The organism is Pirellulales bacterium (assembly GCA_019694435.1).
Lineage (GTDB): Bacteria > Planctomycetota > Planctomycetia > Pirellulales > JAEUIK01 > JAIBBZ01.
This window is the reverse complement of sequence record JAIBBZ010000033.1, coordinates 1-26,409: the sequence shown is the minus strand read 5'-3', so window position 1 is coordinate 26,409 and position 26,409 is coordinate 1. Positions and strand designations below refer to the sequence as shown.

The 26,409-nt window shown below is 65.4% G+C and carries 21 protein-coding genes; 11 read left to right on the top strand and 10 right to left on the bottom strand.

The features are described from left to right. Positions 1-67: 67 nt before the first annotated feature. On the bottom strand, positions 68-1,090 hold the full coding sequence (locus K1X74_19250; GenBank protein MBX7168482.1) for a dihydrodipicolinate synthase family protein: 1,023 nt from the start codon (positions 1,088-1,090) through the stop codon (positions 68-70). A 180-nt stretch (positions 1,091-1,270) separates the two neighbouring features. Here K1X74_19250 and K1X74_19245 point away from each other — a divergent pair, with 180 nt between their 5' ends. Together K1X74_19245 and K1X74_19240 are read left to right on the top strand one after the other, a co-directional pair. After that, entirely contained in the window at positions 1,271-3,385 is a 2,115-nt protein-coding gene (locus K1X74_19245; protein MBX7168481.1) for a phospholipid carrier-dependent glycosyltransferase, read from the top strand. 33 nt (positions 3,386-3,418) lie between these two features. Further along, positions 3,419-4,288, top strand: coding sequence for a hypothetical protein (locus K1X74_19240; protein ID MBX7168480.1), 870 nt, complete (start codon positions 3,419-3,421; stop codon positions 4,286-4,288). A 31-nt stretch (positions 4,289-4,319) separates the two neighbouring features. Here K1X74_19240 and K1X74_19235 read toward each other — a convergent pair whose 3' ends face one another. Further along, positions 4,320-6,260, bottom strand: coding sequence for a hypothetical protein (locus tag K1X74_19235; GenBank protein ID MBX7168479.1), 1,941 nt, complete (start codon positions 6,258-6,260; stop codon positions 4,320-4,322). A gap of 278 nt (positions 6,261-6,538) precedes the next feature. Here K1X74_19235 and K1X74_19230 point away from each other — a divergent pair, with 278 nt between their 5' ends. The 4 genes from K1X74_19230 (at position 6,539) to K1X74_19215 (ending at position 11,693) form a co-directional block, all read left to right on the top strand. Further along, positions 6,539-8,161 (top strand): glycine--tRNA ligase, encoded by a 1,623-nt coding sequence (locus K1X74_19230; protein ID MBX7168478.1) that lies wholly within the window; start codon positions 6,539-6,541, stop codon positions 8,159-8,161. Positions 8,162-8,368: 207 nt separating this feature from the next. Continuing rightward, positions 8,369-9,514, top strand: coding sequence for a beta-lactamase family protein (locus K1X74_19225; protein ID MBX7168477.1), 1,146 nt, complete (start codon positions 8,369-8,371; stop codon positions 9,512-9,514). A 116-nt stretch (positions 9,515-9,630) separates the two neighbouring features. Continuing rightward, positions 9,631-10,452 carry a sugar phosphate isomerase/epimerase gene (locus tag K1X74_19220; protein MBX7168476.1) on the top strand — a complete coding sequence of 274 codons (822 nt, stop codon included), beginning with the start codon at positions 9,631-9,633 and terminating at the stop codon, positions 10,450-10,452. Positions 10,453-10,592: 140 nt separating this feature from the next. Next, a complete protein-coding gene (locus K1X74_19215) occupies positions 10,593-11,693 on the top strand; it encodes a tetratricopeptide repeat protein (GenBank protein MBX7168475.1) in 1,101 nt (366 codons plus the stop codon). Positions 11,694-11,711: 18 nt separating this feature from the next. Here K1X74_19215 and K1X74_19210 read toward each other — a convergent pair whose 3' ends face one another. The 3 genes from K1X74_19210 to K1X74_19200 form a co-directional block, all read right to left on the bottom strand. Then, complete coding sequence (locus K1X74_19210) at positions 11,712-12,638, bottom strand: hypothetical protein (protein ID MBX7168474.1); 927 nt, start codon at positions 12,636-12,638, stop codon at positions 11,712-11,714. A 166-nt stretch (positions 12,639-12,804) separates the two neighbouring features. Continuing rightward, the gene (locus K1X74_19205; protein ID MBX7168473.1) at positions 12,805-13,227 is read right to left on the bottom strand and encodes a secondary thiamine-phosphate synthase enzyme YjbQ; all 423 of its coding nucleotides are present in this window, start codon (positions 13,225-13,227) and stop codon (positions 12,805-12,807) included. A 43-nt stretch (positions 13,228-13,270) separates the two neighbouring features. After that, the gene (locus K1X74_19200; GenBank protein MBX7168472.1) at positions 13,271-14,890 is read right to left on the bottom strand and encodes a Ppx/GppA family phosphatase; all 1,620 of its coding nucleotides are present in this window, start codon (positions 14,888-14,890) and stop codon (positions 13,271-13,273) included. Between the two features lie 289 nt (positions 14,891-15,179). Between K1X74_19200 and K1X74_19195 the strand changes: the two genes are divergently transcribed. Then, positions 15,180-16,130 carry a bifunctional riboflavin kinase/FAD synthetase gene (locus K1X74_19195; protein MBX7168471.1) on the top strand — a complete coding sequence of 317 codons (951 nt, stop codon included), beginning with the start codon at positions 15,180-15,182 and terminating at the stop codon, positions 16,128-16,130. Positions 16,131-16,193: 63 nt separating this feature from the next. Beyond that, positions 16,194-17,183 carry a DHH family phosphoesterase gene (locus K1X74_19190; GenBank protein MBX7168470.1) on the top strand — a complete coding sequence of 330 codons (990 nt, stop codon included), beginning with the start codon at positions 16,194-16,196 and terminating at the stop codon, positions 17,181-17,183. A 58-nt stretch (positions 17,184-17,241) separates the two neighbouring features. On the opposite strand, the gene K1X74_19185 is transcribed toward K1X74_19190, so the two are convergent. From K1X74_19185 to K1X74_19165, 5 genes are all read right to left on the bottom strand, one after another. Next, entirely contained in the window at positions 17,242-18,927 is a 1,686-nt protein-coding gene (locus K1X74_19185; protein ID MBX7168469.1) for a TlpA family protein disulfide reductase, read from the bottom strand. A gap of 126 nt (positions 18,928-19,053) precedes the next feature. Beyond that, positions 19,054-20,367, bottom strand: coding sequence for a 6-phosphofructokinase (locus K1X74_19180; protein MBX7168468.1), 1,314 nt, complete (start codon positions 20,365-20,367; stop codon positions 19,054-19,056). 134 nt (positions 20,368-20,501) lie between these two features. After that, positions 20,502-21,845: an acetyl-CoA carboxylase biotin carboxylase subunit gene (accC, locus tag K1X74_19175; protein MBX7168467.1), complete on the bottom strand. Its 1,344-nt coding sequence runs from the start codon at positions 21,843-21,845 to the stop codon at positions 20,502-20,504. 61 nt (positions 21,846-21,906) lie between these two features. Continuing rightward, on the bottom strand, positions 21,907-22,386 hold the full coding sequence (accB, locus tag K1X74_19170; protein MBX7168466.1) for an acetyl-CoA carboxylase biotin carboxyl carrier protein: 480 nt from the start codon (positions 22,384-22,386) through the stop codon (positions 21,907-21,909). Positions 22,387-22,496: 110 nt separating this feature from the next. Next, the gene (locus tag K1X74_19165; GenBank protein MBX7168465.1) at positions 22,497-23,585 is read right to left on the bottom strand and encodes a Xaa-Pro peptidase family protein; all 1,089 of its coding nucleotides are present in this window, start codon (positions 23,583-23,585) and stop codon (positions 22,497-22,499) included. Positions 23,586-23,960: 375 nt separating this feature from the next. Between K1X74_19165 and K1X74_19160 the strand changes: the two genes are divergently transcribed. From K1X74_19160 to K1X74_19150, 3 genes are all read left to right on the top strand, one after another. Beyond that, positions 23,961-24,698 (top strand): FCD domain-containing protein, encoded by a 738-nt coding sequence (locus tag K1X74_19160; GenBank protein MBX7168464.1) that lies wholly within the window; start codon positions 23,961-23,963, stop codon positions 24,696-24,698. Between the two features lie 130 nt (positions 24,699-24,828). Next, positions 24,829-25,647, top strand: a complete 819-nt coding sequence (gene larB / locus K1X74_19155) for a nickel pincer cofactor biosynthesis protein LarB (GenBank protein ID MBX7168463.1) — start codon at positions 24,829-24,831, stop codon at positions 25,645-25,647. After that, positions 25,644-26,393, top strand: coding sequence for an NAD(P)H-hydrate dehydratase (locus K1X74_19150; protein MBX7168462.1), 750 nt, complete (start codon positions 25,644-25,646; stop codon positions 26,391-26,393). Before larB ends, K1X74_19150 begins: the two co-directional genes overlap by 4 nt. Positions 26,394-26,409 lie beyond the last annotated feature (16 nt).

The following is a 26,409-nucleotide window of genomic DNA, read 5'->3' as shown; positions in this document are numbered from 1 at the left end:
CGCTGCTGTCCGTCGGGAAACCGTTGCTTGTCGGAGAAACCTGCGACGCAGCCGGATGGGCGAGGGGTCAACTCATGCCGCGGCGTTTTAACTCGGCCACGACGCCCTGCACGATGGCGCTCAGCTCCTTCGGGTCGACCGCGGCATTCGGCGCGGGACAGCCCGTCGATGGCGGCTCGGCATACCCCATCTCGGCCAGGTGGCACTGCAACACGTTCGACAGTACGCTCAAATCGATCTGCTGCGAGACATCGAGCGGCTGGCGACCACGGCCGACGCGGAAACCGCGCAGCGCCAGCGCCGCGCGAAAGCCTTCAGGAAAATCGGCCGCCGAAAACATCGTGTCGAACAGCGTCACCACGCGGTATTGCACCTGCCGGGCCTCGTCCAGGCGGCCGGCGAGCGTGAGATCGTAAAGCTGACGCGTGATTTCGGGCACGATGCCCGAGGTGGCGTTCGTGCCGCCGTCGCAACCGATCAACAGCATCGGCATCAGCGCGGCGTCCCAGCCGGTGAGAAACGCGAAGTCGGGGCGCGCCGGCCGAACCGCCTGAATCATGCGGATCATGTGCGGCAGATCGCCGGACGAGTCCTTGATGGCGACGATGTTCGTGAATTCCTTGGCCAGCCGCTCGACCGTCGCCACGTCGATCGGCGAGGCGAACAACGGGATGTTGTAGAGCGTGATGTCGATCGGCGAGTGCGCCGCGATCTCCTTGAAGTAGGCGTACACCCCCGCGGGAGCCAGCCGGTAGTAATACGGCGATACGATCGCCACGGCGCGGACGCCCAGCCCGTGATAAAACTCACAGGCCTTGATCGTCTCGCGGGCATTGGCCTCGGCCGCGCCGGCCAGGATGGGCACGCGCCCGGCGGACTGCTCGGCCATGATCTGCACGATCCAGCGCCGTTCGTCGGCCGTGAACCGCGTGAATTCGCCGGTCGATCCGTTGGGATACAGCCCGTGGACTCCCTTGGCGATCAGCCAATCGGTATAGCGGCGCAGTTCCGCCTCGTTGATCCGGCCGCGGTCGTCGAGCGGCACCACGTTGGGAGTAAAGATTCCGGCGAGCCGAGTCGATGCGGGCATGGCAGGGTGGGGACGCGAGTCCCGGACCAGGTGATGCGATTGCGGGGCAGGCCAACCGAGGGCAGGTAAACTAGCATAGCTGCGCGGCTTGTCCGGCACCGGGCAGGTCTTGACGATCGTGCCGGCCGTGCCACGGCCCGGCAGCCTTTTTTTGATGCGCCACGGGCGCAGCGATCCTCGATGCCCCAACCCGCTCAGGCCACATCGGGACGTCCGCACGTTGCCAGGGTGCCCGAGCGCAACTGGCCTCTGCCGCTGGCCGCGGCGGCACTGTGCGCGTACTTCGCATGGTTCTACAGCCAGTCTCTGCCGAGCCTGCCGCCTACGGAGCAGGGCCACCCGACGACTCGCGGCAATCTCGTCGGGCTTGTGACGCTCTACCCGGAGGAGCTGGCGCGTACCTGGCTGGGCGACCACGGCAACTGGTCGCTGGCCGATCGTCTGCCGGCCTTGGCGTGGTCCCTGGCGATTCAAGCGGCCGCGCTGGTGCTGGGCAGAGCAGCGCTGCGCCTGGCGCGCGTCGACCATTTAATGCCCGCCGGTGAGCGACCGGTGTATTGCTTCGCCGTCGGGGCGAGTCTGGTGTCGCTGTTCATGCTGGCCCTGGGCCTCGCCGGGGCCCTGCACGCCGCGCGGCTGATCGCCGTATTCGTGGTTGCGGCCGTCGCGTACGAGTTTCACGCGCGCCGGCGTTCGACCGAGCCGCGCCCGGACCGGCGCTGGCCGTGGGCGGGCGGCGGGCGCTGGGCGTGGGCCGTGGCGCCCTTTGCTTTGGTCATCGTCCTGGGTGGACTACTGCCGCCGGTCGACTTCGACGTGCGCGAGTATCACCTGCAAGCCCCCAAGGAGTTTTTCCTGCGGGGCCGAATCGAGTTTTTGCCACACAACGTCTATGCCAACATGGCCCTCGGCAGCGAGATGCTCACCTTGGCAGCCATGGCGCTCAGCGGCGATTGGTGGCTGGGCGGATTGGCCGGCAAGACAACCACGGCCTGTTTCACGCTCTGGATTGCCTGGGCCTTGGCGGCATTTGGCACGCGGTACGCTAGCCCGCGCGCCGGGGTCATTGCGGCTCTCGTCTATGTTTCGATTCCCTGGGTGGTACAGACCTCGTGCCTGGGGCTGATCGAACCGGCCGTGGCGCTGTTCACGTTGCTGGCCTGCCTGACGGCGCTCGATTGGCGTGCGCGGCTGGCAAGTGGCCAGGACGCGTGGCGGCTGTTGGCGTTGACGGGCTTTCTCGCCGGCAGCGCCGTGGCGTGCAAGTATCCTGCGGCGCTGTTCGTGCTGACGCCGCTGGGTCTGTGGACGAGCGCCATGGCCTGGCAGCACACGGGACCGCGCCGGACCATGGCGCTTGTGCTGTGTTTTGCCACGGCGGCCGCGCTGGCATGCGGGCCTTGGTTCGTCAAGAACGCCCTATCGACGGGCAATCCGAGCTATCCGTTGCTTTACGGGCTGTTCGACGGCGCCACGCGCACTCCGGAACTCGCGGCGCGCTGGGCCGCAGCCCACGATCCGCCGAATTTCGCAGGCGCGGATCTGGCCGGACGGATCGTCGACATCGCCGGCAGGAGCGAATGGCTCAGCCCGTTGGTGGTCCCTTTGGCGGTCTGGGGGGCATCGGTCTTCTGGCGCGATCGCGGCGTGCGCTGGCTCGTCGCGTACCTTGGCTTTTATCTAGCGGCTTGGTGGCTCGCGACGCACCGCATCGATCGCTTTTGGGTGCCTATGCTGCCGATCGCCGCGCTATTGGCCGGTTTGGGAGCGGGCGAAGTGATCACACGGCGCGGCCGCTGGGTGCTTGGCGCGATGCTGGCTGCCGGTCTCTGGGGAAACCTGGTGTTCGCGACGTCGGGCGTGTCGGGCTGGAACCGGTATTTCGCTCCCTTGGCCGAATTACGCTCCGCGCCCGAGCGGCGCCCCGAGCCTTGGCATCGCTGGATCGACCAGCATGTTCCGGAAGGCGAAGCCGTGCTGCTCGTGGGCGATGCGGCCGTCTATGATTTTCGAGTGCCCGTGTTCTACAACACGACGTTCGATCCGTCGTTGCTCGAACAGTGGGCGGCGGGCCACACGGCGGAAGAGTTTCGCGGAGAGTTGGAGCGGCGACGGATCACCCATGTCCTGGTCAATTGGGCCGAGATCGATCGCTACCGCAGTCCCGGCAACTACGGATTTAGCGATTTTGTCACGCGCGAGCGGTTCGAACAGTGGGTGCGCGAAGGCGTACTGGAGCCGTTGGCCCCGCTGGCCGACAGCCGCGCCTTGATGTACTCGGTGCGAAGGCCCTGAGCCGAACCCTGCGATCTTGGAGCATCCGTTACCGTGTGGCAAGCGCTGATCGGCAACTGGATCAAGCGGCGCGCGCAAGCGCAGCTCTATGAGACCCTGCTCAATCAGGCGCAGGTAGCCGCGGGCGCCGAGGCGAGCGACTCCGACAGCTCTGAGCCTGCTGGTCCCGATCGCTGCTCGGTGGGCCTGGTCTTCGCCATGGGGGGCGAGCTGCGCGGGTTACAGGATCGCATGGAGGGGCTGCTGCACACCCGCGCGGCGCGGCTGAAGCTCTGTACCGGTCGCTTCGCCGGCCGGCGCATCGCCGCGGTCGAGACCGGCATCGGCCGCGAGGCCGCCTCGCGCGGAACCCTGGCGATTGTCGACGGTCATACCCCGGACTGGATCGTCTCGGCTGGTTTTGCCGGGTCGTTGCAGCCCGAACTGCGGCGCGGCGATTTCCTACTGGCCAACGAGATCGTCGACGAGCAGGGGGCGCGCTGGTCGGTCGATCTGAAGATTCCGCCCGAGGAGTTGGCGGCGCGCCGCGAATTGCACGTCGGACGGCTATTGACGGTCGATCGTGTGGTGATCGATCCTGCGGACAAGCGCCGCTTAGGCGCCGAACACGGCGCGCAGGCGGTCGACATGGAGACCTCGGCCGTGGCCGAGGTTTGCCGGCAGCATCGGGTGCGGTTCTTGTCGGTCCGCGTGATCAGCGACGCCGTCGACGATGCCTTGCCTGCCGAGATCGAACACATCAGCCGCCCGCAGTCGGTCGTGCGCAAGGCGGGGCTGGCACTCGGCAGCGTCGTCCGCCGCCCGGGCAGCGCCAAAGACTTCTGGCGGCTCTACCGCGACGGCCTCGAGGCTTCCGACCGGCTGGCCGGTTTTCTCGCAGGTATCCTGCCGCAGTTACCCTAGCAATAACGGCACGCGGCGCAGCCGGTCGTTTTTACTTCGCGGCCGGCGGAGACTGCGGCAGCGATTTGAGCTGTTCGGCAAACTGCTGCATCAACGGATCTTCGATCGTCGCATACTGCGCAAGCGTGGCGGCGCGCTGCTGGGGCGTCAGTGTGCCGGCTTCGACAAGCCGGACGTTACGCAAGCCATCGGGGAAGAGAACCTTGGCATAGTCGCTCAAGAGCAACTGGAAGTTGGCCTTGCGCCACTCCGGATCGTGCTGGCGCGGCGGATGCACCGCACCACGACCGACGAACACCAAGAGTTCGATGGTCACCTCCGAATTGACCAACGTGTAGGTCTGGCCCGCTCGGTGGGCGGCGTTTTCGCTTGCCGAAAGCGCCGCGGCCACCTGCCGATGCGCTTCCAGGCTGCCGTCCCAGGTCCACCGCATCGGGTTGTTGCGACGCGCGAGCAACTGCTGGGCGTCGGCCAGATCGGCGGCCGTCCATTCGCGGCCCGACACGATCGTGATGCCGGCTTGGCCCTGAGGATAGGCCACGGCCAGCAAGCGGCGCAAGGTATAGCGTGAAGGGCGCTGCAGCCAGGTGAAATCCGCCACCCGCACGGGTTGGCCACGTTCGCGCCCCATGCCGGCCAATGCGCCGGCGAGTTGTACCGACTGGTGGAAGGCGTTGGCCGACAGCGCGATGACGTACCGTGTTTCCCGGGCCACCTGTTCGGTGACGCGGAATTGCTGAAACGCGAGCCAAGGGGCCGCCGCCACGAGCAGTGTGGCCACGATGCGCGCGAATCGGCCTGTGCCGCGCAGCCAGGGGTGAGCGACGAGTGCCGCCAGCACGCAACACCAGCCCCACACGGGCAGATAGGCATAGCGTCCGGCGCCCAGCGAGTATTCAGCCGGCATCACACTGCGCGCCGTCTGCACGAGCACCGTATAGACGAACACCACCCCAAGCACCAACAGTACGAAGCGGCGATTCGGCCCGGCCAGGAACAGCGCCCCGGCAACGAGCACGACTCCGCCGGCAACGCGGAACGGCAAGCGTGGTTGCGGATCGCCCTCGGCCCGCCGCGCGACGAGATTCTCGGCCGTGAGCTCCCAGGAAGCCACGGTTCGCAGCACGCCGGCCAGTGCATCGTGCCCCGTGGGCTGCGGCGGCACCTCCAGAAACACGCCCCGCGCCGCCGCGACGGCCACGACGCCTAGCACCAGGAACGGAATCAACCAGGCCCACAACCACGGCCCGCGGGGCAGCCAAGGATCGGTGGGCCGGCGTTCCAACAGCCACCATTGCGCGGCCAGTGCCGGAGTCAGGATCCACATCGCACTCATATTGCCGACCGCCAACAAGACGCACAGCGCCATGAGCAAAGGCCAGGTCCAACCGCGGGTGGCGCGATATTGCGTCAAGCAAGCCATCGCGCCGAGCAGCCAGGTGATACCGAAGACGAGGTGCGACGCCGGCAACCAACTCAGCGGGCTGTCCCAACCCGCGACACCGGCCAGCGCCCACAGCGAGGAGCCGGCCAGGGCGGGCAATAGCTGTCCGGTCGCGCGCCGCAAGACGAAGAACAAGAACGCCGCCCCCAGGCCGTGCATCAGCGAAACACAGACATGCCAGCCGGTGGAATCCAGGCCAAAGATCCGCCAGCAGCCCAGGTACCACAACCGCCACAACGGCAGCAGATGTTCGTTGATCGGGCACAACAGGTAGCGCAGCAGGCTGCGCTCGCCCAGCAGATACTGGGACAGGTAAAGCAGATGATCGAGATCATCTTCGGCATGACGGCTGGCCCAGTAGGGCCGCTGCCAGGCGAGCGGCAACAGGCACAACGCCACCGGCACGAGCCATTCGGCTCGGCGTAGCGGAGCCGGTCGATCCACCTCCGGCGGATCGGTGTCGAGCGACGGCGCTGCCGGTTTGCCGCTCGCCGACGCCGACGTCCGTTTAGTTTTGCGGTCATTCATGAAACGAGTCGCTGCGTGCGAGGCCCACGGGTCCTTCGCCAAGAGGCCATCGGCGAAGCACAGTAGCAGGCGCGACGCGGCGAAGCAAAACGGCTCGCCGCCGTGCGGCATCTCGGAGCGGGCCGTTGCCGTGCTGTTCCGCGGGCGGAATTGCGGCTGCGGCATCGAGCGGGGGCTGACCGAATCGCGGGCAGTGGAGTAAACTGCGTCTTTTTCGCACGCTTGGCCGAGCCCAAGATGGGCCCCCGCAGTTCAACAAGGCACGCATCCTCATGGATATGGAACAACTGGTCTCGCTGTGCAAGCGGCGCGGCATTCTCTTTCAGTCGAGCGACATTTACGGCGGCCTGAACGGCTTTTGGGACTACGGCCCCCTGGGCGTCGAGCTCAAGCGCAACGTACGCGAAGCCTGGTGGCGCGACATGGTGCTGGGGCACAACGAGCTGGTCGCCCCCGCGGGCGCGCCGTCGCCGTTCCAGATGACGGGCCTGGAATGCACGATCATCATGCATCCCCAGGTCTGGAAGTGCTCAGGGCATTACGACCTGTTCCACGACTACATGGTCGATTGTCGCGAGTCGAAGCGCCGCTACCGCCACGACCAGGTCTACGGCCGCTGGGTCGAATGCAAGGGCCAGCGCATCTTTGCCACGGCCGAAAGCGCCAACGCCGAGGGCCTGGCACACCTCGAACACCAGGCGATGAAGTTCTTCAACCTGCGCGGCAAGGACGCCGACAAGCTGCACTGGGACGGCGATGCCGCGTCGTTGACCACGGTCAGCGATTTCGCGACGGTGCTGGCGCCCGATGCCAAGTCGCTAGGCACGCTGACCGAGCCGCGCGAGTTCAACCTGATGTTCAAGACGATCATCGGCGCACTGGCCGGCGAAGAGGGCACCGCCTTTTTGCGGCCCGAGACGGCCCAGGGCATGTTCGTCAACTTCAAGAACGTGGTCGACAGTTCGCGCGTCAAGGTGCCGTTCGGCATTGCCCAAATCGGCAAGAGTTTTCGCAACGAGATCACGCCGCGGAACTTCACTTTCCGCTCGCGCGAGTTCGAGCAGATGGAAATGGAGTTCTTCTGCCACCCGAATTCGTCGCCCGAGTGGTATCGCTACTGGCGCGACCGGCGCTACCAGTGGTACATCAATTTGGGGCTGGCCAGCTCGCGGCTGCGGCTGCGCGATCATGCGGCCGACGAGCTGAGCCACTACTCGTGCGGCACGGCCGATATCGAATATGCGTTTCCATTCCTGCCCGAGGGTGATTTCGGCGAGCTCGAAGGTGTGGCCCACCGCGGCGATTTCGATCTGCGCAGCCATATGGAGGGCAAACTCGTGCGCGAGGGGGACCAATTGGTCGTCGAGAAAGGCCCCGACGGCAAACCGAAGTATCGCGGCAGCGGCAAAGACCTGAGCTACTTCGACGACGAATCGCGCGAACGGTTCATTCCGCATGTGATCGAGCCGGCGGCCGGGGCCGATCGCGCCACGCTGGCCTTCTTGTGCGAGGCCTACCAAGTCAAACAGGTGCCCGACGCCAAGGGCGAACTGCAGGAGCGCACGTTCTTGCGGCTGCATCCGCGGCTGGCGCCGATCAAGGCAGCCATTTGCCCGCTGGTCAACCGCGACGGCATGCCCGACATCGCTCAGGAGATCTACGCGGCACTCAAGCCCGACTACAACGTGTTTTACGACGACAAGGGGGCGATCGGCCGGCGCTATGCCCGGCAGGACGAGGCCGGCACGCCGGTGTGCATCACCGTCGACAGCCAGACGCTTAGCGACCGCACGGTTACGTTCCGCGACCGTGACAGCCTGCGCCAGTGGCGCGTCAAGATCGACGACTGCGCAGGCGAACTGGCGGCCCGCATCCGAGCAGGTCTGGAGACGGTCGACTAGCCACGGACCGTGCGAGTTGAAACTCCGGCTGGTGCGCTCGCTCGAGGGCGGGCCTCGGGATCGGGTTGCTCGGGTGCGCGATCGGCACGTTACTCGGTACACCCAGGCGTGGCGAGCAGGTAAAAAATCCCAGTCAGACGAATTGCCCTCTGCGCGGCCGGCGATCAGGCCAGGCGAGCGGACCCTCGAACGCAGGACGTCCATTTGATGCGTGTAGCGATCTGGTGCAGTGTCGCCTTGCTGTGCGGCGAATTGGCGCTTTGTATTCCTGTCCTCGCCGCAGCGCCGGACTGGCAGGCCAGCGTCGACGCGAAGGCCCAGAAGATTATCGATCAGCACCGCGCCGTGGGCCTGGTCATCGGCCTGCTGCACACCGACGGCCGTCGCGAAACTTTCGCCTACGGGCATACTCGGGCCGACGCCGGGACGCCTGACGCGCAGACCATTTTCGAGATCGGTTCCATCACCAAGACCATGACCACGCTGGTGCTGGCCGAACTGGTCACGCGCGGCGAGCTGACCCTTGATACGCCGGTCAAGAGCCTGTTACCGGCCGACTACAAGGTGCCCCGACGGGGCGACCGCGAAATCACGCTGCTCGATCTGGCCACGCACACTTCGGGTCTGCCGAACAACCCACCGTCGATCATTGCCCGGCTGATCAAGGACCCCAAGGTGCAGCTCAATCCTTTTGCCGCGTTCGACGAAACAGCGCTGCGCGACGATCTGGGCCAGGTCTCGATCGAGCCGCAATCGACCTGGCCAGTTACCTACAGCAACTTCGGCATGGGGCTGCTGGGCTATGCGCTGTGCCGTAAGACGGGCCTGGGCTACGAGGCGATGATCCGCCAATTCATCGGCGAACCGCTGCAGTTGCCGGATACCCACCTGACGGGCACCGACGAGCAACGCGCGCGGAGGACGACCGGGCACACCAGCGACTTGCAGCCGTGTCCCGATTGGGACTTTCAAGACACCAGCGCCGGCGCAGGCGCGATCCGCTCGACGTTGACCGACATGCTGCAATATCTGGCCGTGCAGTGCGGCCAGGTCGAAACGACACTACGGCCAGCGATGCGGCTCGCGCAAGAGCAACGCTACGACGCCCTGGGAGTCGGGCACATCGGCCTGGGATGGTTTCTGCTGCCCGGCCCGGACCAGACTACAGTTTTCACGCACAACGGCGGAACCAACGGCCAAGCGACCTACGCGGCGTATTGCATGGAACCCCGGGTCGGGGTGGTGGTGCTCTGTAACACCGCGTGCCCCGCGGCGAACGACTTGCTGGGCAGCATCGGCGCACGGCTAATTCGCGAATTGATTTCGGCCGAAATTGCCGCCGGGAATCGTTAGGCTGCGATTGGTTTCGCCATGAGTTTTCGGGGGGGACTGCCTTTCCGCGCGGCGCCACCTTAGAATCGGTGAGTTCGCTTGACCTTATCTCACGTGTGCAGGGTCGCCACGCATCGATGAAGCCTGCATTGGCTCAGGTCTGTTCGCTGAACGCGCCCTTCGAGAGCGACCTCGAAGAATACGCGGCGGGCAAAGTGAACGCCATCGAGCTGTGGCTCGGCAAGCTTGAGAACTACCTGGCCACGCACAGCGTCGACGACGTTCGCCGTCTGCTGGAACGCCACGAACTCGTGGCCCCGGTCGCCAGCTTTCAGGGCGGGCTGCTGATCACCCAAGGCGCTGCCCGGGCCGAGCACTGGGAGCACTTTTCCCGCCGGCTCGAAATCTGCCGGCAGCTCGGCGTGCAGACGCTGATCGTCGCGGGCGATATTACCGGCCCGCTGAGCCACACCGACCTGGAACGCGCGAGCCTGTCGCTGGGGCAGGCCGCGACCCTGGCGGCGGACAAAGAGGTGCGGATCGCGTTGGAGTTCAGGGCCGAGGCCACGTTTGCCAACAATCTGCTGACCGCCGCGGCTATGGTCGCCGAGGTGGGGCACCCGAATCTGGGGATCTGCTTCGACGTCTTCCACTACTACTGCGGACCCAGCAAGCCTGACGATCTGGCCTACCTGACCACCGACAACCTGTTCCATGTGCAGCTTTGCGATCTGGCCGGGTTACCCCGCGAACTGGCCAAGGACGAAGATCGTATCCTCCCGGGCGAGGGGGATTTTGTGCTGGAGCCGATCCTCAACCTGTTCCGCGAACTTGGCTACGAAGGCTACGTTTCGATCGAACTGATGAACCCGCAGATCTGGCAGGTGCCGCCCCGGCAGTTTGGCGAAGTGGCGATTACCGCGCTTCGCAAGCTGCTGGGCCAGGCCAGCATGGTCTAAGTTCTCGAACGATCCCGGGCGTCGAGCCCGGGCGGACGTGTTTGCGACGGAACGCTGCGATTCTCGCTTGCTGCGACCAGGGCGCGACGGAATAATCCGGTAAGGGTCACGAGCGGCTGGAGGCCGCAGGAAAGGGGTTTATGCATTCCGCGCACTCGTTCGGCCTGCGCGTCTGCGCGCTGGCCGCGTTGGCCAATCTCGGATTGACCGTCGGCTGGGCCTGGGCACAAGGCCGTAGCGTTCCCGGCATGCGTCAGGCCGAGGTGCACAATCCCTTCTCACCGCGGGGCATGCCGAACACGGCGACGAAGTCGCCCGCTGAGACGACGCCCCCGAGCAACGACAACGGCAACGGTGGCAATGGCACGGGCAACGGCAACGTGCCGAATTGCCCGCCCATGATGTGGAGTAACCGACCTGGCATTGCGATCGGTTACGGCTACCTGAACAACGGGCTGTCTTACGGCTACAACCCGTACGGCTATTACCCCTACGGCTATGGCACCGGCGGTTACGGCTACCCCTACAACTACGGATACTCGAACAACTGGACGAGCTACCAGGCGATGCTGCCCAGCGCGGTCGTCAGCGACTCCGGCGCTTCTGATCCAGTCGACGTCGCCAACGACCTGACTGACCTCAACGACCGGCGCAATGAGCTGGCCGCGCGATACATCGAGTTTGGCGACAAGCAATTCGCGCAAGGGCGCTACGGCGAAGCGCAATTGCGTTATCGCAAGGCGATCGAAGCCGCGCCGGCGCAAGCGCTTGGCTACCTACGCAGGGCCCAGGCCTTGATTGCGGTGGGTAAGTTCGAGGCGGCCGCCGACTCGCTCGAGCAAGGCTTGAGGCTCGACCCTGATTTCGTCAAATCGCGGTTCCGCCTGCAGGCGTTGTATCTCGATCAAGGCGACGACCTGACCCAGCATACCGAACGGCTGCGCCAGGCCACGATTGCCAGCCCCGACAATGCGGACCTGGCGCTATTGCTGGGATGGCAGCTCTATTTCTCGGGAAATAAAGCAGCGGCGCACGAGGAGATCGCAAGGGCGCTCGCCAATGGCGGCCGTGCCGATTCGCTCCACACGCTGTTTGCGGCGACAGAGCCCGACAAAGCGGCCGCAGATAAACAAGCCGCCGAACAGCCGGCCCCCGCAAAGCGCGTCCAGCCTGCCGGGCGGGCCGCACCGGCGTCGCCTCCCGCCTCGAATGCGGCCGCCGACCCGGGAATCGACATCTGACTTAGCGCCAGAGGAGAGTCAGCGCCCGCTGCGCGGCCGCGCCAGATGCACGGCCAACAAGTCGAGTTGCGTCTTGACGTCGGTCAACAGCGTCTGCGGGTTGGCCCCGGCGCTGAGATGTTGATAGAAGGCCTCGGTGGCTGTGAAGTAGGGTCCGCCGATCAGGTGCGTCGTTTGTTGCAGGTCTTCCAACTGACGGTCGACGTCGGCCAGCTTGCCAACCGTTTCTCGGTTCTCCATCCAGATGCGCTCCAATTGCAGCCCGAGCGCGAACAACAGCCCCACCTGACCGGTCAGGGTCATCGGCACGCCGAGTTCCCACAGGTCGGACCGATGCTCGAGATAGGCAAAAGCAAGCAGGCTGCCGCCGCAGGCAAATGCCGCCAAGCCCAGCCCGACGGAGAGCCACATCAGAACCGCCCGGCGCAGCGGCGCTGGGCCGCGGCCCGTCTTGGCGAGTGCCGTGTCAGACGCCGCGGTCTGCACGGCGGCGCGGTGCGGCGGATCGAAGCGCAGGCCATCGAGCAGCCGGGCCAAGGTTAGCTCTTGACCGGCCCCGGCCTCTGGTCCTGGTGCGAGCGGTCCGACCCCCAGGAGCCTTTCCGCCTCGCGCAGCTTCGCTTCGATGGCCCACGCGTCGAGCGGTGCGGCGGCCGCGAAGGAAAAGTCGGACTTTGCTGCGCTGGCTTCGCGCGTCTCGGACAGGGGTCTTGCGCACGTCGCGGCCGGCGCCTCGACGGCGTCGAGCTCCGCGACCAACGGTGGCGCAGCGGCCCTTTCCGGCTCGGTCGCGGCGGTGAGGACGAGGTCGTCGAGCTCGAGCGCCTCGTCGATCTGCCGCTGCGGCCAGGGTTTTTCCAGCGGCTCGCCGCAGCGCAAACAACACGTGCCCACGTCGGCCGCGGAAACGCCGGGCACATCTTGCTGGCAATGCCGACACCACATGGCAATCTGGCGTCCGTAGTTCGTGCCCCATCGTGCCGCGGCCCGGAATCATCCGCGCGCGACAGCACCGTTTCCTCGATCGGCCGGCCAGCGCGCGAAACTATAGCGATTCTGACGATCGTGCGACCCGCTAGCTGCGACTGCCAGCGTTTGACGCATGGCGCGGCTACTCGCCGATCACTTTGACCAGCACCCGCTTGGGACGCCGGCCGTCGAACTCGCCGTAGAAGATCTGCTCCCAGGGGCCGAAATCGAGCCGGCCCTCGGTGATGGCCACCACGACTTCGCGCCCCATAATCTGGCGCTTGTGGTGGGCATCGCCGTTGTCTTCGCCCGTGCGATTATGGCGATAGCGCTGCGGCGAGGGGTCGAAAGGCGCCAGTTGCTCGAGCCAGCGTTGATAGTCGTCGAGCAAGCCGGGCTCGTCATCGTTGATGAACACGCTGGCGGTAATGTGCATCGCGTTGACCAGGCATAGCCCCTCTTGCACGCCGCTGTCCCTGACGAGGGCCGTGACCTCGGGCGTGATATTGACGAACGCCATGCGCTTCGGCGTCGAGAAGGTCAGGTACCGCGTCAGCGATTTCATGCGCTCTGCGTCCTCAGCCGCCCCGAGGGCGACGACGCGCCGCTCAGGGCGCGGCCGGTGCCGTGAGTTCGGCGGCGGTGCCGTTAGTGGCCGTGGACGCACCGGCCCAGTTGATGTCGATCGGCACCTCGAAGTAGCGCTCAAACAACTCGGTGCGCCGACGCGCACCCCAAAGATCGACTTCCGGAGACTGCCGGCTGTGGGCAAGCAGTTCGACGCGGCCGGGGTGCACGACTACCGTGACCGACTCGACTTGCTGACTGTGCGTACGATCGAAGCCGCCGGCGAGCCGCAAGATGGCCACCAACTTGCGAATCCGCTTGCGCTCCGCCGGTAGAAACTGCCCGAACTGCTCGTGTTTTTTCTTGGGCCGCGCGCCGCGGTGATACCGGGCCAGGTTGGCGATCAGCTCAATCTCACCGGGCCGTAGCCCGCTCAAGCGGCTATTGAGAATCAGTTGATAGCTGTGCTTGTGGTGCTGGTCGTAGTTGATGACGTAGCCGACGTCTTGCAGCAGCGCGGCGATCTCCAACAGCGGCCGGTCGGCTGGCTCCAAGCCGAAATGCGGGGCCAGCTGCTCGTGCAGTTGACCGGCCAGCCGCGCCACGTGCCGAGCGTGATTCAAATCGGTGCCGCACGCCGTGGCGAATCGTTCGGCCGCGGCCCAGCGGTCGTGTGGATCGTCGGTCGGCGGCCCGAGCGAACGGTCGACCATCGTCAACAGCAGGCCGTCGCGCACACCGCCCGCATGCACCTGCAGCAGGTTGAGCTTCAGGTACTTCATCAGCCGATCGATTACGGACAATCCGGCGACGATGATGTCCGCCCGCTCCGGACTGAGGCCAGGCACGCAGCGCCGCACCTTGGGCGTCATCTTGCGCAGTGCATCGAGCAGGTGCCGCACCTCGGCCCGGGAAACCTGGTAGCCGCGCACCGGCAGGGCCTGCTTGCCGCGGGCAGCCATGATCATCGCTGCCAGGCTGGTGAACGTTCCGCCGGAGCCAACCAGCAAGTGTGGCCACAGCACGGGCTTCTTGAGCGTCTTTTCGAGGGTCGTGTCGATCGACCGCGTGAGCTCGGCAAATTGCTCGTCGGTCCAGGTCTGGCCGCCGCCGTGCGCCTCGCTCAGGCGCACGGCGCCCAACCGCGTGGCGTAGGTCTTTTCAACCAGCGGCCCCAACGCCAGGACGATTTCGGTGCTGCCCCCGCCAATGTCGGCCACGGCGACGTTCTTGTTCGAGAGATCGAAATGTCGGGCCACGCCGAAAAAGGCCAATTGGGCCTCTTCCTCCGACGAGATCACTTCGATGTTCAGGCCGATTTCCTCGCGCACCTTTCGGCAAAATTCCTCGCCGTCGCTGGCTTCGCGCAGGGCGCTGGTGCCGATGATTCGCATCATCTGCACCTGGTAGCCTTCGGTGATTTGCCGCATTCGGCGCAACGTGTCGAGCGAGCGTTGCGCGGCCTCGGGATCGAGTTTGCCGGTGCTGCCCAGGTTGCGGCCCAAGCGGGTGTTCTCGCGTTCGTCGTCGAGAACACGGTAGGTGCCGTCGGCCAAAGGTTCGGCAATGATGAGCCGAATGCTATTGGTGCCGACGTCGATGGCTGCGATCCGTTGGACCAGCTCGGGCGAGATCACAAACTGGCGACGTTGCATCATCATTCGCGGTAGACCGGCCGATACCTCGGGCCGGATGCCAGTTCGCGGGGGCGTAACATCCTGTAAGGATAGCATAGAACTGAGCTTGCGCGCCGCGGCCTCCCGTGGCTCGTTCGCCCTTGATCGACACGATTCACACAATCGCAGAGATCCCGCGAGGGCCGGGTCGCGTTGACGCAGCCTTGCTGGCCGTAGGGCGCTCGTCGGACCGCCGTGCCGGCCCTAACATATGGTGAATACTACCTGGGAAGTTCCCGGCGGGCCCGCCAGCCGGAACGTTCGGCAACGACCCGTGAAGCTGATCCGCGATTTCCACAATCTGCCCGAACAGCTGCGCCACGGAGCCGTGACAATCGGCAATTTCGACGGCGTCCACCTGGGCCATGCGCGGATCGTTTCGCGGCTGATTGCGCAGGCCAGGGCCGTGAAGGGCCCTGCCGTGGTGTTCACGTTCGACCCGCACCCGGTGCGTTTGTTGCGACCGAGCGAGGCCCCGCCTCCGTTGACCTGGACCGACCGCAAGGCCCAATTGCTCTTTGAGCTTGGCGTCGACGCGGTGATCGCGTATCCGACCGACGAGGCCTTGTTGAAGCTCACGGCCCAGGAGTTCTTTGGCCGTATCCTGCGCGATCGACTCGCGGCCCGGGCCATCGTCGAGGGGCCGAACTTTTTTTTCGGACTCGATCGCGGCGGCACGATCGACGTGCTCCGCGGCTACTGCGAACAAGATGGGATCGTGCTGGAGGTCGTCGAACCCATCGTCAGCGGCGGAGCATTTGTGTCGAGTTCGCGCGTCCGCAGCTTGATCGTCGAAGGGGATGTGGCCGCCGCCGCGCAAATGCTGACTCGTCCCTACCGCGTTCGCGGCATGGTGCGGCACGGGGCGGGGCGGGGGGCCAAGCTCGGATTCCCGACCGCCAATATCGAGGCCATCGACACGCTGTTGCCAAAATTGGGCGTCTACGCGGGCCTGGCACATGCCGGCGGAGTACCCTGGCCCGCGGCGATCAACCTCGGCCCAAACCCGACGTTTGGCGAGCAAGCCGTGAAAGTCGAGGTCCATCTGATCGATTGGGAAGGCCCGCTCTATGGGCAACCATTGGAGGTTGACTTCCTCGGGCGGCTGCGCGACATTCAGCGATTCTCGGGAGTGGACGAACTGCTCGCCCAGTTACGTCGCGACGTCGCCGCGGCCCGGGAAATGGCGGTCGACTACCTGCAGTCGACCGGCCGGGCGAGTTAAGCTGGGCAAGTCCGCACTTCGTTCCTCCTCCCGTCCCAGACCCCGTTTGCACTGCACTTCTTCATGAGCATCAACTGGCCGCGGTTTGTCGAAATCGTTCAGCAGAATCAGCGGTTCCTGCTGACCAGCCACATTCGCCCCGATTGCGATTGTCTGGGCAGCGAGTTGGGCATGGCCGGCGTGCTCGAGGCGCTCGGCAAGCAGGTCCGCATCGTGAACGGCCACAAGACGCCGCCCAACCTGCAATTCATCGACCCCGACAAGCGGATCGAGGCACTGGGCGTCGACGTGCAAGCCGACCAGCTCGCCTCGGGTTTCGACGTGCTGATGGTGCTCGACACGAGCGCCTGGGCCCAATTGGGCGACATGGGCCAAGTGGTGCGCGCAACATCGGCGCGCAAGATCGTGCTCGACCACCACGTCAGCGAAGACGACCTGGGGGCCGAGCCGTTCAAGAACACCTCGGCCGAAGCGACCGGGAGACTCGTCGTCGAGGCGGCCGATCAGCTCGGCGTCAAACTTTCGGCCGCCATCGCCGCGCCCCTGTTTGCAGCCATTGCGACGGACACCGGCTGGTTCCGCTTCGGCTCGACGACCGGCGACACGATGCGCTTCGGCGGCCGGCTGATCGACGCCGGGGCCGTGCCCGCGCGCATCTACCACCATCTTTACGAACAGCACACGCTGGCCCGGCTGCAATTGATCGGGCGGATCCTGGCCCGGACGCAAACCGAGCAAGGCGGCCAGCTGGTGCACACGGCGGTGCTGGCCGAAGACTTCCAAGCGACGGGGGCGCTGCCCTCCGACACGGAAGACGTGGTCAACATGACGCTCGAAGTCGGGGGCACGCAAGTCGCCGTGATCCTGGTCGAGCAGCAAACCGGCGGTTTCAAAATCAGCTTTCGCAGCCGCTGTGCAGTCGATTGCAGCAAGCTGGCCGAGCAGTTCGGCGGCGGCGGCCACAAGGCGGCAGCCGGGGCCTTCGTTAAAGGCAGCTACGATGAAGCCAGCGGGCGCGTGCTGGCCGCGGTGCGGGCGGCAATGGCCTCCTGAGGGGCCAGCGGCCCGTGTCCTGAAGGGCCATCGGCCTGAGCGACCCGTCGGCGGATAGCTATTGTTTGCCGACCAGCTCGTGAAACTTGGGCAGCACTTCGTGCAGCATGCCGGTGGCTGCGATCCGCCCGTCACGGTCGACGACCACGGTATGCGGCACGCCGTGTACCCGTAGCGCCGCAGACAACTCGCCGAATGTGCCGCCTGAATCCTTCGCTGCCGGCGCATCGACGCACACGGGATACGCGAGCTTCTCTTTCGTCAGGAAACTGGAAATCATCTCGACATCGTCGTCCGCGGTGTGAACTGCGACGACGGCATAAAGGCCGTCGGTGGCCCCAGCGTGGAGCTGATTCAACAGACCAAAATCATTGCGGCACGGCCCGCAAAACGTGCCCCAAAACTCCAGCAGCACCACCTTGCCGCGTAGTGCGTCCCAGTCGCGCGGCGGGCCATTGAGCCAGTGCGATTGCGGCAATGCCGGTGCGGCCTGACCGACCAGTTCATGCTGGGCCGCAGCAATCCGCTTCCACTGGGCATCGCGCGCCTGATGCTCGGCGACGATCGCGGCCCACTCCTCGGGCGAGTAGCTGCGCTTGAATTTGTAGCGCAGGGGCAAATCGCCGGTGGCATCGTAGACCTCGGCCCCCTCGACCGGCTCGAGCGCAAAGCGGGCGTCGTCCAGTGGCTGGTTGACCGCCAACTCGACGATCTTCGTGGTCGTTACGCGTCCGACCAACGGTGGCTCTTGGCGTCGATCGTAAAGGTAGCTCTCCGCTACGTTCGCAAAGGGAAACCAGAACCCGGGCGCCACCTCGCGATAATCGTCCATGGAGAATCGGAACATGGGCGTCCATTGATCGAAGCTCGCGATTGCCAAGCGCCGAGAAGCTTCAAATCGCTCGTGCTCGTCGAGCGATTTCACCCATTGCGCCCAAGCTTGGCCATCGGCCGCTGCTCCGTTGCTGGCAGCGCGATAGTGGTCAGGCTGCAGATCGACTCCGCGCGGCCGGACGAAAACGGTGCAGGCATGGAGGCGACCGTCGTCGATGCCGATATGGAGTTGCTTGCCTCGCCAACGATTGAGCACGACCCAGCAGTCGCGCCCGGCAAGCCGCTCGCGGCCCACGAGCTCGTAATCTTCCGGAAGCCCCGCCAAGTCTCGCTGAACTTCCGTCGTCCAGCGTGGCTCGTCGGGGTACCACCAGAACGGATGCGCGCCCGTGCGAAAGCAGCCCACGTCGAGCCAGAGATATTCGAACGACTTGCCCCGCGTGCGGGCCAACTGGAATTGTTCGAATCTCAGCTTGTCGGTCGCGCGATCGAATTGCTGCACGTGCCCGACGAAGCGTTGACCGTCCCACACGGATTCTTGCCGGGAGAATTCCGCTTGTTCCCGACACATGATCCGCGCGCGATCGTAGGCAAACTCCTTGGACCGCTTTGAGCGCACGCCGAGGCGCCGCTGCGTACGCATCTGCGGAAACTGGGGTTCCTCGGGCGGCCAAAAAAACTCCTCCAGCCCGGCCGGCGTGAGCACGGTCGTCGCTTCGAGCCGCAAGTGCAGGCTCGCAACCCGATCGATGGCCGCTTCCTGATCGATCACCGCGCGCACGAGGTCGGCCGCTACCGGCTCCGCGGCGCGCAGCGGCGCAAGACACGGTACCCCGATCAAGACCGCGACTGCCCCCAGCGCTCGAATAGGGCTCAACTCGCCGCGCACGCAACGATTCGCGCAATTCATGACGTCGCCCCCAGCGGACCAAATGCCCGGCTCGATCTGAGCTCCCGAAGCAGACAAGTGGCAGTAGCGTAGCGCCGAACCGAGCGGCCCGTCAACTTTTTTCAAGCGCGCGGCCGCCGCTAACCGTCAATCGTTCACAAAGGTTTCCAAGAACCTTGCAAGTTTGTGAAAATCGCTCTGCGGGTTCACATAGCGCACGACCGTAACCAAGGTCTCGGGATCGACCAGTTTGTCGAACGGCACATAGTGCAGTTCCAATTGGCCCGACACCGAGACCATCACGCCGTTGAGCGAGCGCTCGACCAGGGCCCGGTAGGCACCGACACCGAGCTGGCTGCCCAACATGACGTCGAAGGCGTGCGGCTTAGCGCAGCGCGTCTCGTAGCCCAACTGCAGCCCAGTCACTTTGCGCTTCCGCCCGGTCTGGCGTTTGAACTCATCCATGACGAGGCGTGAGAACATTTTGCCCAGATTCACCTTCGAGATGGCGATGTGGCCGTGTTCGTCGCGCTCGATGCCTTCGAGGTACTTGTTGGGCAGGTATTCGGCAAGCCCTTCGGCAAGCACGATGACGCCGAAGTCCTTGTTCTCGGCCTCTTCCCGGACGCGCATCGTGGCGACGATGCGCTTGACGACCTCTTCGACCTTCATCACGGCGCGGACCGACTTTTCGCCGGTTTCCGCATCGGTCGTTTCTTCCTCGTCGCGGTATTTGCCGATCACGTCTTCGACGCTGATCACCAGGCTCGCTTCGCCGGCGATCGCGGCGCCGTAGGCGAGCCAGCCGGCCGAGCGGCCCATCGTCTCGGTGAGGAAATAGCTGCGCGTCGCTTCGGCATCGGCGAGCAGATTACGGACTTCGCCGGCCAGGAATTCGACGGCAGTGAAATAGCCGAACGTGAAATCGATGCCCATGTAGTCGTTGTCGATTGTCTTGGGCACGTGCACGACCGGAATTCGCGGGCTGCCCGCCGGCAGTTGCTCCTGAAACGCCTTGAACTTGTTCGCGGTCTTCAGCGTGTCGTCGCCACCGATCGAAACCAAGGCATCGACGTCGAGCGAGCGCAGCGCGTCGTAAACGGCCTTTAACGGCGCCGTGCGTTCGGGGTCCTTTAAGTGGGACGGGTGCGACACATGCTTGCCGGGATTGGCCCGGGCCGTGCCGATCATGATGCCCTGCGTGTTGCGCGTGCGCTTGAGCATCTTGTGGTCAATCACCAGATAGTCGCGCCCCAAGGACAACGGGTGGTCGGGCGTGTACTCGACCAACCGGGAATAGCCGTGGAGGACGCCCACGACCTGGATGTTGTTTCGCAAGAACGAGACGGCCGCCGTGGAAATCACGGCGTTGGCTGCGGGCGCGGGCCCCCCGGCAAACAGGATCGCGGCGCGACGGATCGGCGTCGGTACCGCGGGCGGACGAGAAAGACTGGTCATCATACGACTCCGTTCCAATCGGGCGGACCGGATGCGTGGTCCGAGTTGCTAGACATTCTAGCGAAGAAACGCCGGCCGTCAGCGGCGGGCCGGCAGCCGGGCAAACACGACCCGGCAACTCGACAGGGCGCAGGTTTTCAGTGCGTCCAGGTCCGTTCGATGAAGGTCGTGTCGACACGCCCCTCGACAAACGCGGCGTGGCTGAGGATTTCTTGCAGCCGCGGGACCGTGGTTTTAATCCCCTCGATCTTCAATTCGTACAAGGCACGCAGCATCGAATCGATCGCTTCGCCGCGCGTCGGCTGATGGACAATCAACTTGCCGATCATCGAATCGTAATACGGCGATACCGTGTAGCCGGTATGAGCATGCGAATCGAAACGCACGCCAAAACCGCCAGGCGGAATCAGGTTTTCGATCCGCCCTGCGCACGGCTGAAAGTTCCGCGCCGGGTCTTCGGCGTTGATGCGGCACTCGATCGCGGCACCGCGCACCTGGATATCTTCTTGCCGGAAGGGCAAGGGCTCGCCGGCGGCGACGCGAATCTGCGTCTTGATCAGGTCGACGCCGGTCACCAACTCGGTCACGGGGTGCTCGACCTGAATGCGGGCATTGGCCTCGATGAAATAGAACTGGCCCGAGCGGTCGACGATGAACTCGCAGGTGCCGGCGTTCGTGTAGCTGGCCACCCTGGCCAGCCGGACCGCCGCCTCGCAGAGGGCGCGGCGCGTCGCGTCGGGCAGATTGATCGCGGGGCTCTCTTCGACGAGCTTTTGGTGGCGGCGCTGCATCGTGCAGTCGCGCTCCCAGAGATGGCAGACGTTGCCATGATGATCGGCCACGAGCTGCACCTCGATGTGGCGCGGATGCTCGATGTATTTCTCGAGGTAGATGCTCGCGTCGCCGAAGGCGGCCTGGGCTTCGGTTTGGGCCTGCTGCACCGCCGACTTGAGCGCCAAGTCGTTGGCGGCCACGCGCATGCCGCGCCCACCGCCGCCGGCCGAGGCCTTGATCAACACGGGGAACCCGATTTCATGCGCCACGCGCATCGCCTCGGCTTCGGTTTCGATCAGACCTTCACTGCCGGGTACGACCGGCACTTCGGCCTCGCGCGCCAGGCGGCGAGCTTCGTTCTTGTCGCCCAGCATCCGCATCGCTTCGTGCGAAGGGCCGATGAAGACGATGTTGCAGGCCTTACAAACTTCGGCGAAGTGCGCGTTCTCAGCCAGGAAGCCGTAGCCCGGGTGAATCGCCTGCACGTTGCCCACTTCGGCCGCGCTGATCACGCGGTCGATTTTCAAGTAGCTCTCAGACGCCTTGGCCGGACCGACGCAATAGGACTCGTTCGCCATCCGCAGGTAAGCGGCGCCGCGGTCGGCCTCGCTGTAGATGGCCACGGTCTCGATGCCCAGTTCGCGACAGGCCCGCATCACACGCAGGGCGATCTCGCCGCGGTTGGCTACCAGAATTCGCTTAAACATCGGCCGATTCGCCAGGTGGGTCGTTCGCGGCAGGAGGGAAGCGCACAGTGCCGGTGGCCCGCTAACCGCGGGTATCAATCTTGAACAACGGATGGCCGAATTCGACTGGCTCGCCATTGCCGACCAGCACGGCCACGACCTTGCCCGACACCTCGGCCGGAATCTCGTTGAACACCTTCATCGCCTCGATGATGCAGATCGTGGTTTCCGGGCCGACATGATCGCCGACCTTGACGAACGGCGGCGATTCCGGCGAACTCGAGGTGTAGAAGGTGCCGATCATCGGGCTCTTGATGACAGCCACGTTGCGCTCATCGACCGGTGCCGCTGGCGCCGGAGCCGCGGGGGCCGCCACGGCTTGCGCCGGGGCAACGGGCCGGACTTCGGTCGTTACCACGCCCGATTGCTTTCGCAGGCAAATCCGCACGCCGGCTTGCCGCAGATCGATCTCGCTCAGCTCGTATTCGCGCATCAGTTCCGCCAAGCGGCGGAGCTTGCGGACGTCGAAGTTGTCGGGGGCGTTAGCAGCCGGACCAGCCATGCGTTTACTCCCATCGACCTCGCGCGCTGCGCTTGCAGGACCTGATCCGGCATGCAGAGATGCCGTTCACGGGAGACCTCCCGGGTCCATCGAACTCAGAGCAGCGCGGGTCAGGTCAGGACGATTTCGTCAAAGTTTTTGGGCACGTTAGTGAGCACTTCGTGACCCGTACGGGTCACCAAAACGTCGTCCTCGATCCGCACCCCACCCCAACCCGGCAGGTAAATTCCCGGCTCGACCGTCACGACCATGCCCGGCTGCAGCTTGAGCCGGTTGCCGGTGGTCAGCCTGGGTCCTTCGTGGATATCCAGGCCAATGCCGTGGCCTAAACCATGACCAAACTGCTTTCCGAAGCCCGCCTTGACGATCACTCCGCGCGCCACGGCGTCGACCTCTTCACAGGTGACTCCCGGCTTGATCGCGGCAATCGCCTTCAATTGAGCGTTTAACACAACTCCATATATGCGTTCGAGTTTGGGCGGGATTTTACTGGTGACCAAAACACGGGTCAAGTCGCTCTTGTACCCGCAGTCGGCACCCCAATCGACCAACACGAAGCCGGCCGAATCGATACGTTGCTCGGTGGGACGGGCATGAGGCAGTGCAGCACGCGCACCGACCGCGACGATCGGCGGAAAGCTGCAACCCTTGGCGCCAAAGCCCCGGATGGCGTGTTCAAGATCATGGGCGACCTGCCGTTCGGTTTGGTCGCCGCGGATGCTGGCCCGCAAAACCTCGAAACCCTTCTCCGCACAGCGGATGGCGACGCGCAAGGCTTCGACCTCGTCCTTGTCCTTCACCTGGCGCAAGGTTTCCACCAGACCGGACGAGCTGCGCAATTCGACACGCTCGAGCTTGGCCCCGATCCGCTCGCGAAGGCCCACGGTCATCGAATCGGCCTCGACCGCCATTCGCCGGACCTTGGCCTTGGCCGCCGACTGCTCGATGGCCGTGAGCATGTCGATGCCGGGCGTGCGAATGAGCAAATCGAGCCCCGGGCACTCTTCTTCGAGCTGGGTGGTATAGCGGGCATCGCTGAGCACGATCTGCCCGTCGCGAAACACGAGCAGGTAGCTGTCGTCGCCGGTGAATCCGGTCAGGTAGCTGACGTTCGTGAAGTTGGTGACCAAGAGACCGTCGAGTTGCTCCTTGGCCAACGACTGGCGCAGCTTTTGACGGCGTTCCGCGAAGCGATCCATAGAGCGCAAGTCCTCGACAGGTGAACGATTGGGCGGAGCCAAGGCGGCAGCCTCCCGGGTGCCGTCCATCACCGCGTGGGCTCCTTTGCTATCACTAAACAACGCGCGACGCAATGGGGTTGGCGCGCGCAGAATGTGCCGGATTTTCCGGGAATTTCCAATTTCCTCCCACCGCATGGGACTTTCTTCTGGCGGCGGAAGCTGCTCGAATTACAATACGATTCGTACCGAGGGAATTCGGTTTGAAGAGGGTCCTGTGACCGGACGTCGGATGGTTGTACCGCGTCGGGTCACTGCTGTTTCGGGCAAACGTGGGCCGCGAGTCACCGCGCAAAGAGGCGATTGTGCGGTGACCGGGCCGGAGTAAAGGCTGCCTTGAAGTCTCCGCATCGCTCTGCATTACCTAGCCCTGCGCCGGTGCGCAGGGCCAGCCTGACCATTCTGATTCTCGATCAATTGCGCGACTATGTCGTGGCTCACGGGCTGACCGTTGGCGATCGCCTGCCGGCCGAGCGCGAATTGGCCGCGCGGCTCGGAGTGAGCCGCCCCACGTTGCGCGTCGCGCTGAATCAGCTTTCCGAGCGCGGCGCCTTGCGACGCGTGCAAGGTGGCGGCACCTATCTCGAACAAGGCTTTCTCACCGCCATGGTGCAAAGCCAGGTGGCCGCCGAAGGCACGAGCGTGCCCCTGTCGCAAATCATCGAAACGCGCGTGTGCCTTGAGCCCTTGTTGGCCCGGCTGGCCGCGCGACGCGCGTCGGTCGAAGAGGTCGCCGCCTTGGAAGAAGACGTCGAGCGGGCCGGACAGGCCCTCGATGATGTCGACGCCTGGCGGCAGCACGATCTCCGCTTCCATGCCAGGCTTGCCCAGCTCTCGGGCAACGCCATCCTGGCCAACGCACTCGATTCGGTCGTATCGCACCTGCCGAGCGTCTGGGTGCGCTTCCAGGACGGCATCAACGTGTCGACGGCTCATGCCGACCATCAAGAGATCGTGGCGGCCCTGCGCCGCCGCGACGGTGTCGCAGCGGCCCGGCAGATGAAGAACCATCTGCGCATGTTCGAGCGCAGCGTCGCGGCGAAATCGCGCGACAAGATCACGATCGGCGCCTAGCCGCCGGTCGCCATCCGTCTGCCGCTGCAACCCTGCGAACGTGCAGGCCGGCGCGGATCGGCAGGGCAGGCCACCCCCTGGTGACGACCATCTCTCGTAGCCGCCCGCGCCGGCGGCTACGATTGAAGGCATGAACCCTCAGCGCGTGCACGAGCTCGCCCGACAGTTGCTCGACGGCCATCTGGACGTCGAGGCGTTTCTCGGCCAGGCGTCCCATTGGACGATGGCCAACGTCGGCGCAGCGCACGTCGATCTCGATCGACAACGCCGTTGCGGCTTTCCCGAGGTCGTCTATGCCGAGGGTAAGCCGGTCGAGCTGATTGCCCAGATCTTCAGGGCACAGTTGGAACACGGCCACCACGTGCTGGCGACCCGCGTTGCGGTCGGCCCAGCCCAGGCGCTCGCCGAGATATTCCCCGACGGGCGCTACAACGCCGTCGGCCGGACGTTTACGGTCGATCGACGCTCGCCGCGCGACCGAGATACCCACAGCGACCGCGGCCGCGTGCTGATCATCACGGCCGGGTCGACCGATCGCCCCGTGGCCGAAGAGGCCCTCGAAACGGCCCTCTGGATGGACGTCGAAGCGCGGCTGCTGCAAGACCTGGGAGTCGCCGGACCGCAGCGGCTGCTGGCCCATCTGCATGAGCTACGCGACGCGGATGCCGTGGTCGTCGTGGCCGGCATGGAAGGCGCGCTGCCGAGCGTCGTCGGCGGGCACGTCGCCTGTCCCGTCGTGGCCGTGCCGACGAGCGTGGGCTACGGCGCCAGCTTCGGTGGACTCGCGGCGCTCTTGGGCATGCTCAATAGCTGCGCGTCGAACGTGACCGTGGTCAACATCGACGCCGGATTCAAGGGGGCCTACATCGCCGGCATCATTGCCCGCAACGTGGCCCAGGCCCGCAACATGGCCCATGACCGCGCAGCAGGCGGCGCGATAGAGCCATGAACCACGCAGGCGCCGACGACGCGTCGCTGCTGCCACGTCTTCCCGAGCGGCACTCGGATTCGCACAAGGGCGACTACGGTCGCTTGCTCGTCGTGGGCGGGTCGACCGGAATGGCCGGGGCCGTGGCCCTGGCGGGCATGGCCGCGCTGCGCGCCGGCGCGGGCCTGGTGCGGCTCGCGGTTCCGGCCGCCTGCCAGGCGACTGCCGCCGGCTTCGAGCCGGCACTGATGACCGTCGGTCTCGCGCACGACGACGCGGGACGAATCGCCGCGACGGCGCGGCAAGCGCTCGCCGCGCAGCTCGACTGGGCCACGGTGGTGGCATGCGGTCCAGGGCTGGGCAGCTCGCCGGACCTCGTCACGCTGGTTCAGTGGATCTACGCCGAGGCGCGGTGCCCGGTGGTCGTCGACGCCGATGGATTGAATGCCCTCGCGGCAGGCGCCGCGCCGCTCGACCGGCACGCGGCCCCGCGCGTGCTGACACCCCATCCCGGCGAGTTCGCACGTCTCGCAGGCCAAACCCAGGCACCAGCCGCCGCCGAGCGCCGCGACGCTTGCCAGCAGCTTGCCTTGCGCGCCGGCGCGGTCGTCGTGCTCAAGGGACATGGCACCGTGGTCAGCGACGGCGCTCGTGCAGATATCGTTCGTACTGGCAACCCGGGGATGGCAACGGGCGGGACGGGCGATGTGCTGACCGGAGTGATCGCCGCGCTGCTGGCGCAAGGGTTGCCGCCGTTCGAGGCGTAGATGCTGGGCGCCCACC

Coding starts and splice junctions, on each gene's coding strand:
- K1X74_19250 (MBX7168482.1), bottom strand. CDS start 1,090: ATGCCCGCATCGACTCGGCTCGCCGGAATCTTTACTCCCAACGTGGTG.
- K1X74_19245 (MBX7168481.1), top strand. CDS start 1,271: ATGCCCCAACCCGCTCAGGCCACATCGGGACGTCCGCACGTTGCCAGG.
- K1X74_19235 (MBX7168479.1), bottom strand. CDS start 6,260: ATGAATGACCGCAAAACTAAACGGACGTCGGCGTCGGCGAGCGGCAAA.
- K1X74_19230 (MBX7168478.1), top strand. CDS start 6,539: ATGGAACAACTGGTCTCGCTGTGCAAGCGGCGCGGCATTCTCTTTCAG.
- K1X74_19225 (MBX7168477.1), top strand. CDS start 8,369: ATGCGTGTAGCGATCTGGTGCAGTGTCGCCTTGCTGTGCGGCGAATTG.
- K1X74_19220 (MBX7168476.1), top strand. CDS start 9,631: ATGAAGCCTGCATTGGCTCAGGTCTGTTCGCTGAACGCGCCCTTCGAG.
- K1X74_19215 (MBX7168475.1), top strand. CDS start 10,593: ATGCATTCCGCGCACTCGTTCGGCCTGCGCGTCTGCGCGCTGGCCGCG.
- K1X74_19210 (MBX7168474.1), bottom strand. CDS start 12,638: ATGTGGTGTCGGCATTGCCAGCAAGATGTGCCCGGCGTTTCCGCGGCC.
- K1X74_19205 (MBX7168473.1), bottom strand. CDS start 13,227: ATGAAATCGCTGACGCGGTACCTGACCTTCTCGACGCCGAAGCGCATG.
- K1X74_19200 (MBX7168472.1), bottom strand. CDS start 14,890: ATGATGATGCAACGTCGCCAGTTTGTGATCTCGCCCGAGCTGGTCCAA.
- K1X74_19190 (MBX7168470.1), top strand. CDS start 16,194: ATGAGCATCAACTGGCCGCGGTTTGTCGAAATCGTTCAGCAGAATCAG.
- K1X74_19185 (MBX7168469.1), bottom strand. CDS start 18,927: ATGAATTGCGCGAATCGTTGCGTGCGCGGCGAGTTGAGCCCTATTCGA.
- K1X74_19180 (MBX7168468.1), bottom strand. CDS start 20,367: ATGATGACCAGTCTTTCTCGTCCGCCCGCGGTACCGACGCCGATCCGT.
- accC (MBX7168467.1), bottom strand. CDS start 21,845: ATGTTTAAGCGAATTCTGGTAGCCAACCGCGGCGAGATCGCCCTGCGT.
- accB (MBX7168466.1), bottom strand. CDS start 22,386: ATGGCTGGTCCGGCTGCTAACGCCCCCGACAACTTCGACGTCCGCAAG.
- K1X74_19165 (MBX7168465.1), bottom strand. CDS start 23,585: ATGGATCGCTTCGCGGAACGCCGTCAAAAGCTGCGCCAGTCGTTGGCC.
- larB (MBX7168463.1), top strand. CDS start 24,829: ATGAACCCTCAGCGCGTGCACGAGCTCGCCCGACAGTTGCTCGACGGC.
- K1X74_19150 (MBX7168462.1), top strand. CDS start 25,644: ATGAACCACGCAGGCGCCGACGACGCGTCGCTGCTGCCACGTCTTCCC.